Origin of the sequence: Streptomyces sp. NPDC002889 (assembly GCF_042888425.1) — a bacterium.
Taxonomy (GTDB): Bacteria; Actinomycetota; Actinomycetes; order Streptomycetales; family Streptomycetaceae; genus Streptomyces.
In genome coordinates this window covers 122,549-132,843 of record NZ_JBIAPT010000023.1, presented here as the reverse complement: position 1 = coordinate 132,843, position 10,295 = coordinate 122,549, and the positions used below count along the sequence as shown (strand labels likewise).

The 10,295-nt window shown below is 69.0% G+C and carries 10 protein-coding genes; 8 read left to right on the top strand and 2 right to left on the bottom strand.

Features of this window, described 5'->3' with window-relative positions; translation table 11 throughout:
• On the bottom strand, positions 1–1,475 hold a 1,475-nt coding region (locus ACFYWI_RS29725), incomplete at its 3' end, for a condensation domain-containing protein (protein WP_389238392.1).
• 584 nt (positions 1,476–2,059) lie between these two features.
• Here ACFYWI_RS29725 and ACFYWI_RS29720 point away from each other — a divergent pair.
• Genes ACFYWI_RS29720 through ACFYWI_RS29700 form a run of 5 tightly spaced genes read left to right on the top strand, consistent with a single transcriptional unit; the run spans position 2,060 to position 5,142 of the window.
• Positions 2,060–3,463, top strand: coding sequence for a class I adenylate-forming enzyme family protein (locus ACFYWI_RS29720; protein ID WP_389238390.1), 1,404 nt, complete (start codon positions 2,060–2,062; stop codon positions 3,461–3,463).
• Positions 3,460–3,696, top strand: coding sequence for a hypothetical protein (locus tag ACFYWI_RS29715; protein ID WP_389238388.1), 237 nt, complete (start codon positions 3,460–3,462; stop codon positions 3,694–3,696). The genes ACFYWI_RS29720 and ACFYWI_RS29715 overlap by 4 nt, the downstream gene beginning before the upstream one ends.
• Before the next feature lie 43 nt (positions 3,697–3,739).
• On the top strand, positions 3,740–3,940 hold the full coding sequence (locus ACFYWI_RS29710) for an MbtH family protein (RefSeq protein ID WP_389238385.1): 201 nt from the start codon (positions 3,740–3,742) through the stop codon (positions 3,938–3,940).
• A gap of 9 nt (positions 3,941–3,949) precedes the next feature.
• Positions 3,950–4,513 carry a hypothetical protein gene (locus ACFYWI_RS29705; RefSeq protein WP_389238383.1) on the top strand — a complete coding sequence of 188 codons (564 nt, stop codon included), beginning with the start codon at positions 3,950–3,952 and terminating at the stop codon, positions 4,511–4,513.
• Complete coding sequence (locus tag ACFYWI_RS29700; RefSeq protein ID WP_389238381.1) at positions 4,510–5,142, top strand: DUF6875 domain-containing protein; 633 nt, start codon at positions 4,510–4,512, stop codon at positions 5,140–5,142. Before ACFYWI_RS29705 ends, ACFYWI_RS29700 begins: the two co-directional genes overlap by 4 nt.
• A gap of 82 nt (positions 5,143–5,224) precedes the next feature.
• Here the strand turns inward: ACFYWI_RS29700 and ACFYWI_RS29695 are convergent, their stop codons facing one another.
• Positions 5,225–6,031, bottom strand: coding sequence for a TetR/AcrR family transcriptional regulator (locus ACFYWI_RS29695; protein ID WP_389238379.1), 807 nt, complete (start codon positions 6,029–6,031; stop codon positions 5,225–5,227).
• Between the two features lie 59 nt (positions 6,032–6,090).
• Between ACFYWI_RS29695 and ACFYWI_RS29690 the strand changes: the two genes are divergently transcribed.
• The 3 genes from ACFYWI_RS29690 (at position 6,091) to ACFYWI_RS29680 (ending at position 10,115) form a co-directional block, all read left to right on the top strand.
• Positions 6,091–6,966 carry a siderophore-interacting protein gene (locus ACFYWI_RS29690; protein WP_389238402.1) on the top strand — a complete coding sequence of 292 codons (876 nt, stop codon included), beginning with the start codon at positions 6,091–6,093 and terminating at the stop codon, positions 6,964–6,966.
• Positions 6,967–7,371: 405 nt separating this feature from the next.
• Positions 7,372–7,815, top strand: a complete 444-nt coding sequence (locus tag ACFYWI_RS29685) for a hypothetical protein (protein WP_389238377.1) — start codon at positions 7,372–7,374, stop codon at positions 7,813–7,815.
• A gap of 128 nt (positions 7,816–7,943) precedes the next feature.
• A complete protein-coding gene (locus tag ACFYWI_RS29680) occupies positions 7,944–10,115 on the top strand; it encodes an MMPL family transporter (protein ID WP_389238375.1) in 2,172 nt (723 codons plus the stop codon).
• Positions 10,116–10,295 lie beyond the last annotated feature (180 nt).

The window sequence follows — 10,295 nt, the reverse complement described above, 5'->3', positions numbered from 1 at the left end:
ATGTTGAGCTCGGCGTAGGTCAGGGTGGTGTCGTTGCAGACCACGGCGGCCGCGTCGGGGTTCGCCTCGGCCTGCGCCTCGAACAGCCCCGGCAGGGTGGTCTCCGCGCTCGGGGGAACGTCCTCGGTGACGCCCAGCAGGGCGGCGCGCTCCTCGTCGGTGAGCAATTCGATCCGGCCGATCGGCCGGTCGGATCCGGCCGTCGTCACGGCCCGCAGCACGGTGAGCAGGCGCTGGTGGTGAGCAGCCAGTTCCTGATCCGGGCAGATCTCTGGGTGGGCGTTGAGATCGACCGTGAGCCCGGTGCCGTCGCGCCGGTCCCACACGGCGAGCGTGAGGTCGCCCACCAGGCCCGAGGACAGGTTGTGGGCGGTGGTGCGCAGACCGGCGAAGTCCACCGCATAGTCGAAGGACATCACGTTGACGACCGGTGCGTACCAAGTCCCCAGGCTGCCGGGCAGGTCGAGGTCCCGCTGGAGATCCTCGGCGCGGTACCGCTGGTGCCTGCCCACCTCGACCAGCCGTCCCGCGATCTGGCCGAGCAGCTCGCCGAGCGGCATGTCCGGCCGGAGCGAGAGCCGCAGCGGGAGGACGTTGGAGGCCATACCTGGCGTACGGCGCTGGAGCTGGTCCACGCGCGCCGTCACCGGCAGGCCGAGCACCACGCTGGACGCTCCGGTCATCCGGTGGAGGTAGACGGCGGTGGCCGCGATGACCATGTGCGACCAGGGGGCCCGGGCCCGCCGCGCCGCGCCGCGCAGTTCCACCAGCTCGGCGGGGCCCAGGCCGGCAGTGCGCCGGAGGTAGTGCTCCGGGGTGGTCGACGGCCGGCCGATGATCCCGGTCGGCTCGGGGCGGTCGGCGAGGTGCTCCGTCCAGTACGCCCGGTCGCGGGTGAACGCTTCGGAGGCGCGGTACTTCTGATCGGAAGTCAGCAGGTCACCCAGTGACCCGAACGGGCTCGGCCCCACCGGGCGGCTCTGCGCGAGGGCGGTGTAGACCTCGGCGACCCGGCGTGTGATCAGCAGTGATCCGAAGGCGTCCATCACGACGTGGTGGTAGCCCTGATACCAGTAGAAGCGATCAGCATCCAGCCGGAGGAGCGCGTACTCGAAGAGCCGGTCCTCGGCCAGGTTCATCGGCCGGGCCACCGCGGCGTCCAGCCAGCCCCGGGCGGCCCGCTCGGCATCCGGCTCGGCGCTGAGGTCGATGATCGCGGGCGACCAGTCGCCGGGTTCGTGAACGACCTGCCGGACATCGCCGCGCACCTGGACGAAGCGGACGTGCAGAGCCTCGGTCTCGGCGACGACCAGGAGCAGGGCCTGCTCGAACAGCACCGGATCCACCCGTCCGTGGATTTCCAGATACTCGCCCACTCGGAATACCCGGTTCGCTCCTGCCAGCCGCTGCTCGGCGATCCATATCTCGCGTTGCGCGGCCGTGAGGGGCAGCGTGGCACCAGCACTGACGGACAAGTCTCCACCTCCGAGAATTCCCCCGCACGGATGGCCGGAGAGAGGTAAATGAAAATCTCACGACGGCCCTGAAAACGTCTGGGTGATACGACCGGGCATCGGAGAATCGGCGACCGCCGGACAATGGGGCGGCAGGTCGCCTCGCGTATCGAAATCGGGCATAACTGACCGGAAAAAGAACCGTTGGCAACCTAACCCGGGGGCTCCGGACGGTCAAGGAGATCAATCAGCTGTGTGCCGCCCGCGTCTCGCCTTTGTCCCGCCGGCGGGACAAAGGTACGAGCGTCGCCGGTTGCGATCCTGCCGACGGTGTCCCGCCGAGCGGTGTGCCGACGATCGCCGTAGGAAGCGTGCCGACACGAACTCCCTTGTGGGATAGGCAGAGACGGCTCCCGCCGCAGGGCCGCTCACATCACTTGCCGGGACACCTCGACGCCGCCCCTTGCCGGGGTGCCGTCTGCGGACGGGGTGGACCGCATTGATCGGCGGCATGCTTGCCCACCGTTTCAGGGCGGTGTTAGTTTCGCCGTCACCAAATACCGAGTCGAACGTTCTGTGGAGCTGTTTTCTAAAAGGAAGCGCGTATGGCGAATACATGGTGGGGAGACCATCTGCTGGGCCGGGGTGCGGACGACGAGCTGTGGGCTGTTTCCAGCGCTCCGGTCACTCGGGGTGAGTTACGCACGGCCGTCGCCGCTCTCGGGAAGCGTTTTCGGGAGCACGGTATTGCGGACGGCAGCTCGGTTCTGTTGCGTATGAAGCCGAGTTTTACGTATCTTCAGGTTCTCCTGGCTCTGTGGAGCCGCGGCGCACAAGTGGTTCTGGTCGACTTCCGGCTGAAACCGGCCGAGTACGAGCCGCTGGTGGAGCTGGTGCGCCCGCAGTACCTCGTCGTGGCGGCCGGTGCGGACGGGCCGGTGGCCGGATTCCGCCAGGAGTCCGAGTTCTTGGTCCGGCGGCTGCCGAGCGGCAGGCCGGCCGTCGACGGCATCCGCCTGGTGCAGTTCAGTTCGGGCTCGACGGGCCGGCCCAAGGTGATCGGCCGGTCGGCCAACTCCGTGCTGGCCGAGCTCGACCGGCACGCCGCACTCCCCGGGATCCCCGGCAGAGGTGACCGGGTCATGCTGCTGAACTCGGTCATGCACAACATGGGCCTGGTCAGCGGCGTGCTGCACGCACTGGCGGCCGGGGCGACGCTGATCGTCCCGCCGACGCTCCGCCCGGCCGAGGTGGTGCGGCTGATGGCACGGGCCGAGGCGTCCGCCGTGTACGGGACCCCCGTTCACTACGAACTGCTGGCCCGGACCGGGGAGCGGCCCGCACTGCCCGCGCTGAGGCTGGCAGTGTCCGGCGGCGAGCGGGTGCCGCAGGAGACCTACGAGCAGTTCCGCGCGCGCTTCGGCCTGCCGATCAGCCCGGTCTACGGTCTGACCGAGATCGGGTTGATCGCGGGCGACCTGTCCGGGACGTGCGTGCCTCCGCAGGTGGGGGCGCCGGTGCCGGGTGCCGAAGTGAAGGTGGTCGGCGAGGAGCTGTTCGTGCGGATGGACCGTTCGCCGTACCTCTACGGCGAGTACGCCGACCGTTTCACGGGCGGTTGGCTGCGCACCTTCGACAGGTTCCACCAGGACCCGGCGTCCGGACTCCTGAGCATGCTCGGCCGTGCCGACTCGCTGGTCGTCGTCGGCGGGTTGAAGGTCGACCTCACGGAGGTGGAGACCATCCTGCTGGGCCATCCCCGGGTGATGGAAGCCGTGGTGACCCACGGTGAGGCCGTCGAGGCGTTCGTGGGCGCCGACCAGGGACTCACCGCGGACGAGCTGACCGCGTGGTGCCGGGAACGGCTGAGCCCGGTCAAGATCCCCCGGCGGTTCTTCGTCACGCGGCAGCTGCCCCGCAACTCGATGGGAAAGCTGGTCCGCGACCGCGCGCTGATGGACGGGCGCACGGATTCGGAATTGTCGTCGGAGTCAGAGGAGGGCTCGTGATCTCGAAGAATGACATCAGGGAAATCGTGACCGAGGTCGCCGGCCTCGGACCGCCCGAGGAGTTCCCGGACGACGCCGAGCTGGTGATCGACTCGTTCACCCTGGTCGTCCTCCAGCACGGTCTGGAGGAGAGGCACGGCGTGGTCATCGACCCGCAGTTCGAGGACATGCAGATGTTCACCTCGATCAACGGCATTCACAAGTACGTGATGAGGGTTCTGGAAGAGAAATGACGAACCCGTTCCCGACTTCGACTGTTTTACGCAGGGAGCAATCATGAGCAACCCCTTCGAGAACCCCGATGGCACCTACCTCGTGCTCGTCAACGACGAGGGCCAGCACTCGCTGTGGCCGTCGTTCGCCGAGGTGCCAGCGGGCTGGACCGTCGCCGCCGCCGAGACCGACCGCCAGTCCTGCCTCGCCTACGTCGAGGAGCACTGGACCGACATGCGCCCGCTGAGCCTCGTACGCCGATAGGAGATCGCGATGGACGACGCCGCTTTCCAGCAGCTGCTGCTGAACGAGGAGGATCTCGAGGAGTCGTTCTTCGGCGAGGAGCCGAGCGCCGCCTACGATCCCGTCTTCGTCTCCGGGGACGAGTCGGGGCGGGCCATTGTCGACCTGACGAACATGCTCACGCACGGCACGCACCCCGAGACGACGCATCATGCCTCCGCGCTGTTCACGAACATCGTGGGGTCGGTGGTGTTCCATCACGTCGCACAGTTCGGCAACGGAGCCTGTCTGCAGGTGTTCCAGCAGTTCTTCGACGCGGTGAGCGACTGCGGGCACTACCAGATGGAGCTGAACGACGGCGTGCAGCTCGACATCACGAGGGTCGATCTGGGACCGGTCGACCTGGGGGACGACGGTTTCGTGGTGCGCTGGCTCTCCACCGTCGACCATTTCCGCATCGAGACTGCCTGGGTGATCGTGACGAAGGGCAACATCCTCTCCTTCATCAACGCACGCATCTCGGACCAGTCCGAGATCCATCGGCTCGCACGCATCGCCGTCGACCGGGTCTCGGATCTGGCTGGTACGTCATGAGCCCCGCGGCATCCGTCGTCGACCTCGAGTCCGCGCTCGACTCGGTCGACTCCTGGCTGACCGAGTACATCTCGATGAACCACCCGGAGATCGGCCGCATGGGGCCGATCTGCCCGTTCGTGACACCCGCCCGCAAGAACAGGACGTTGGAGATCCGCATACGACTGGTCGGGCACGTGCCGAGCCCTGAGCTCGTCGAGGAGATCGCGCGAAGCAGCCTGCGTGAGTATGCGCTGACCTTCTGGCAGGGCAGGAATCCCATGCTCCAGACCATGGTGGTCGTCCTTCCTGATCTCCGCAGCGAGGACACGGGACTGCTCGACCAGGCCCAGGCGCGCGTGAAGGACGAGTACGTGGCGCAGGGCCTCATGATCGGCCAATTCCACGAGAACTGCGACGTGACGGCGGCGCGGAACCCCCGGTTCGTGGTGAGCAAGGCGCCGGTGCCCGTCCTCGCGATCCGCGCCATCGCCCTGCACGACGTCTTCTTCCTGTCCGACCGGCCGCACTGGTTCCAGAAGTACCGAGAGAAGTTCGGCAAGTTCTTCGGGCCGCAGTCCACGGTGATGGATCCGCTCCTGATCGAGCGTTACCGGGAGAGCGAGCAGGCCTACGGTTTCTCGTCCTAGGGCCGCCGGAAGCGGTGTCCTTCACCAGGGTTTCGGCCGGACGGTTCGCCGTCCGGCCGAAACGCCGTTCCGGGGCCGTCCGTCAGCCTCCGGCCCGGGCCACCGCGGCCTCGACGCCGTCCAGCAGGACCTCGAGCCCGGCGTCGAAGGCCTTCTTCGCCTCACCCTCCAGATAGGGCGCGGACTCGTCCGCGAGCTGTGCCGGGACGGTGTCCGGTGCGCTCTCCAGCCACGTGACCATCGGGTAGCTCTCGGCGAAGTCGGGGGCGACTTCCTGCAGCAGCGCCGCGCGGGTCGACCACCACTCGGTGTCCGCGACGCCGGTCTCCGAGGCGGCCTGACGCGCCTCGGCAGCGGTGCGCGCCGCCCCGCGTACGAGATGGAAGAGCGTGCCGACGATACGTCGCAGCCCCTGCGCCGGAAGGCGGGTGGCGCGCAGGATTCCCACCACGGTCTCCAGGGCCGCGTACTCATGGGGGCCGAGCGCGGGCCTGGCCTGTGAGACCTGCAGCACCCAGGGATGGCGCAAGTAGAACGCCCAGGTGTCGCCGGCCCACCGCGTGGTGGCGGCCCGCCAGCCCTCGTCCGTGGCGTAGGTGGTGGGCAGTTCCGCGAGCGCCCGGTCGTGCATCAGATCGATCAGCTCGGTCTTGTTCGGTACGTAGGTGTAGAGGGCCATCGCGGTCCTGCCCAGCCGTTCCCCTACCGCCCGCATGGACAGTGCGGCCATCCCCTGCTCATCGGCGACCTCGATCGCCGCGTCCACGATCGCGTCCACACTCAGCGCGGGCTTGGGTCCCCGGGGACGCGGCGTGGGGGAGCCGGCGGCCCGCCACAACAGGGCCAGGGTCCGGCCCGCATCACCCTGACCGGCGAAGACGACCCCCACTTGCAACTCCTTACAGCATAAAGTAACGTGTCTCGGGTAACTCTTTACGGCGTAAGGATATCAGGATGGAACTTCCCGTCTCCCTCATCACGGTCACCGCCGTGCAGCGCCTCACGCCTGGTATGGCCCGGGTGACCTTCCGCGCCGACACCTTGCCCGAATCCGTCGGTGCCACGCCCGACCAGCAGGTCAAGCTCTGCTTCGCGCGGGCCGGGCAGGAGCGGCCACTGCTCCCCGATCCGGCCGCGAACGGCGACTCCATGCGCTGGTACCAGGCGTTCCTTGCCATTCCCGAGGACGCGCGGCCGGTGATGCGCAGCTACACGATCCGTGCCCGCCGTGACGACCGTGTCGACATCGACTTCGTCCTCCACGGCGACGCCGGGCCGGCCACGCGCTGGGCGTCCTCCGCGGAGCCCGGTGACGTCATCGGCATGGTCGGGCCCTCTGCCGACTACGCACGCCCCCTCGGCGAGGCCGATCTGCTGCTGCTCGTCGGCGACGAGACGGCACTGCCCGCCATCGGCACGATCGTCGAGTCGCTGCCCGCACATGCCCGCGCCGTCGCCTACATCGAGGTCACGGACAAGTCCGAGGAACAGCGCTTCGACACGCGCGCCGACGTCACCCTGCACTACCTGCACCGTGGAGATGTCTCTCCCGGGAAGAGTCGGGCCCTTGTGGATGCCGTGCGCCGGGCGGAACTGCCCGCGGGATCCGTCTTCGCCTGGCTCGCGGGCGAGTCGGGCACCGTACGGGCCCTGCGCCGCCTCCTTGTGGCCGAGCGCGGCATGGACAAGGGGTCCATCGACTTCTCCGGCTACTGGCGCCTCAAACTCACCCAGGACGACGCCCCCACCGAGGAGGACATCGCCGAGGCCCAGGAGCGGCTCGCCCAGGCGCAGGCCGAGGGCGGCGGCACCGCCTGGACGTGACGGCGGCCGCATGCCGGAGCCTCGGCATGACCGGCCGGGGCCGGCGGACCCCCGCCGCCGGCCCCGGCCACCCACACCAGGGAGGGAAACCACGATGATCACAGCGCGCGGTCTCGGCAGGAGTTCCACTGCCCGGGGCCGCACCGTGGAAGCCGTCAAAGGAGTGGACATCGACGTGGCCGACGGCGAACCCGTCGGCCTCCGCGGCCCCGAAGGAGCCGACAGCGCCACCACCCTGGTGCCTCACGACCGGACAGGCGACGGTGGGCGGTCACGACCTGCTGAACGACCCGGTCGGCGTGCGGTGCCGTATCGACCACGTCGCCCGGTCCGGCACCACCCTCCCCGGCGTGCGAACCGACCACCGGCCTCCACCCTCGGAACCGCGCCAACCTGCGGGACCTCGTGCGCCAGCTGCGCGACACCGAGAAGACCACCGTTTTCCTGACGACGCACCACCTGGACGAGGCGGAGGCCCTGTGCGATCGCATCCAGGCGATCGGCCACGGTGCGATCGTCGCCGAGGGCACCCCCGACGCGCTCGCCCTGGCGTCCGTCTCCTACGGACCGGAACTCGCGCTCAGGAGTGAGACAGCGTTCCAGCCTCCTGCTCAACGCGGTGCTCCTGCCGCTGTACCTGCTGTCCGGGTCCTCATCCCGGTCACCGAACAGCTCGCCCCGGGCCGGCTCCACACCCTCGCTGCTTCAACCCGCCGACCTACGTCCTCCATGCCGAACGCGCCGCGTTCCGGGGTGATGTGGGGTCCGACGTCCTGGTCATCGATGGCGGACTGCTGGTCGTCGGAACTGCACTCGCTGCTCCGGGGGCGCGCATCTTCCAGAGGGTGAACGCCCGAGGCACGGGCGCCGGGTATGCCGGTGCCTCCCGTTCCACGGTCTGCGGTCGAGCGGGCCGCTTGCACGACCGTGTCCGGCCCCGCTCGCATCTGCCGGCCGCTCATCCGAGAAGGAGTTCCATGTTCGGCATGATCGGGCGTTCGTCCGTCAGGCATCCATGGCTGACGATCACCGCCTGGGTGGTCGCCGCGGTCGCCCTGACCTCGCTTGCCCCCCAGCTCACATCCACCGCCAACCAGGCCGATTTCCTTCCGTCGCACTACGAGTCTGTACGCGCCCAGGACCTGCAGGAGCGCGCGTTCCCGCAGCAGGAACAGCCCGCCTCCGTCGCGGTCTTCCGCCGCACGGACAACGCCGTCCTGACCGAGGCCGACAGGAAGGACGTGGCCGACGTGGCCGCCGCACTCCAGGCGGCGGGCATCGAGCGGATCGAGAAGGTGGAAACAGGCCCCCAGGCCGTATCCCCCAACGGCAAGGTGGCGCTGGCGAGCATCCTCGCCACCACCGAGGACCCGTACGACACCGAACTGATCGACGCGATCGGTGAACTGCGCGAGCGCGCGGCCCCGTTGCTGGAAAACACCGCTCTGACGATGGGCATCACCGGTCAGGCCGCGATGGCCCTGGACACCCGGGAGGCGTCCGGAGACACCGATGCCCTCGTCATGATGGCCACGCTGGTACTGATCGTCGTACTGCTCCTGGTCATCTTCCGCAGTCCGCTCATCGCGATTTTGCCGGTGCTGATCATCTCCGTGGTCTTCATGGTCGCCGGCGGCCTCATCGCCACCGCGGCCGAACTCGGTGGACTCGAGGCCGACGCGTCGATCAGCTCCATCCTCATCGTCGTTCTCTTCGGCGTCGGCACCGACTACATCCTGTTCCTGCTGTTCCGGTACCGCGAACTGCTCCGAGCGGGCGACGAACCGAAGCCGGCCATGGTGGCGGCCGTGACGCGGGTGGGGGAGACCATCGCTTCCGCCGCGGCGGCCGTGATCGTCGCCTTCCTCGCCCTGCTGCTCTCGAGCCTCGGGATGCTGCGGGCGATGGGGCCCGCCCTCGCCATCTCGGTCGCCGTGACCCTGGTCGCCGCGCTCACGCTGGTGCCCGCGGTGTTCTCTCTGCTCGGCACGAAGGCGTTCTGGCCGTCGAAGGCATGGCGCAAGGAGCCGGTGAACCGCCTGCCCAGGGCGACCGCCTCACTCGTCGCCGGCCGTCCGCGCCTGGTCGCCGGGGTGTCGGGCGGTGTCCTGGCCGTGCTCGCCGCCGGGGTGTTCGCCTTCAACCCGGTGTTCGACAGCGGCAGTTCCCTGCCCAGGGAGCTGGAGTCCGTGCAGGCGTCGGAGGATCTGCGGCGCGGGTTCGCCGCCGGCCAGACCGACCCGGTGTGGGTACTTGTCGAGAACCCTTCCGGCGGTGCACTCGACACCGCCGGACTCGCCGATTACGGGAAGAAGCTGGCCGCCGTGGACGGCGTGGCCGAGGCGGCGCCCGCAGTGCCCGGTTCGTCCGGGAGCGTCGCCCAGATCGCGGTCGTCCTCGAACAGAAGCCGACCAGCGAGAAGGCCATCGATGTCGTCGCGGGCGATCTGAGGGACACCGCGCACGACCAGGCCCCCGCCAGGACCCGGGCCCTGGTCGGAGGCACCACCGGCGTACTGGCCGATATCCAGGACGCGGTCGCACGTGACTACTCCCTGGTGTTCCCGGCCGCGGGCCTGGCCATCATGATCATTCTGGGACTGCTGCTGCGCAGTGCCGTCGCTCCCTGGTACCTGATGCTCACCGTCGGCCTCGGCTTCGCCGCGGCGCTCGGCTCCACCGTCTGGCTGTTCCAGAGCATCCGGGGTGAGGACGGACTGCTGTTCACCCTGCCAGTGATCATCTACCTCTTCGTGGTGGCCATCGGCACCGACTACAACATCCTGATGGTGGCCCGGCTGCGTGAGGAGATCGCGAGCGGCCAGGACGGCCGCGCCGCTGTCCGGCGCGCAGTGGAGCACTCGGCGCCCACGATCGCCGCCGCCGCAGTCATTCTCGCCGGTACCTTCGGAGTGCTCCTGCTGGCCGAGAACACGATGCTCCAGCAGATGGGCTTCGCCGTGGCTTTCGGAATCCTGCTCACCGCCTTCGTGATGGCCCTGCCTCTTGTGCCGGCACTGACCACGCTGCTGGGCGACCGCGTCTGGTGGCCGGGGCGCGTCGTCCCCGCCGCCTCGAAGGGCGAACCCGCCGTACCGGGCGAGCGTGGGGCGGAGCAGCATCGGAGCGGCACGCCCGCGTCCGGGTAGGCCCCCTGGCGTGAGCCGGAGCGGCCCTCGCCGAGCTCCTCGTCGGTGTCCAGGAGCAAGGCGACCGCCGCGTCGAGCAGTTCAGCACTGTGACGAAGCCGCCTGACGGTGCACGCGTCCACGTCAGGCGCGCTCTTCTTTGCCTCCACTGTCGGGGTCACGTTCGATTGGGGGCAAGGG

Coding starts and splice junctions, on each gene's coding strand:
- ACFYWI_RS29720 (WP_389238390.1), top strand. CDS start 2,060: ATGGCGAATACATGGTGGGGAGACCATCTGCTGGGCCGGGGTGCGGAC.
- ACFYWI_RS29710 (WP_389238385.1), top strand. CDS start 3,740: ATGAGCAACCCCTTCGAGAACCCCGATGGCACCTACCTCGTGCTCGTC.
- ACFYWI_RS29680 (WP_389238375.1), top strand. CDS start 7,944: ATGTTCGGCATGATCGGGCGTTCGTCCGTCAGGCATCCATGGCTGACG.
- ACFYWI_RS29700 (WP_389238381.1), top strand. CDS start 4,510: ATGAGCCCCGCGGCATCCGTCGTCGACCTCGAGTCCGCGCTCGACTCG.
- ACFYWI_RS29705 (WP_389238383.1), top strand. CDS start 3,950: ATGGACGACGCCGCTTTCCAGCAGCTGCTGCTGAACGAGGAGGATCTC.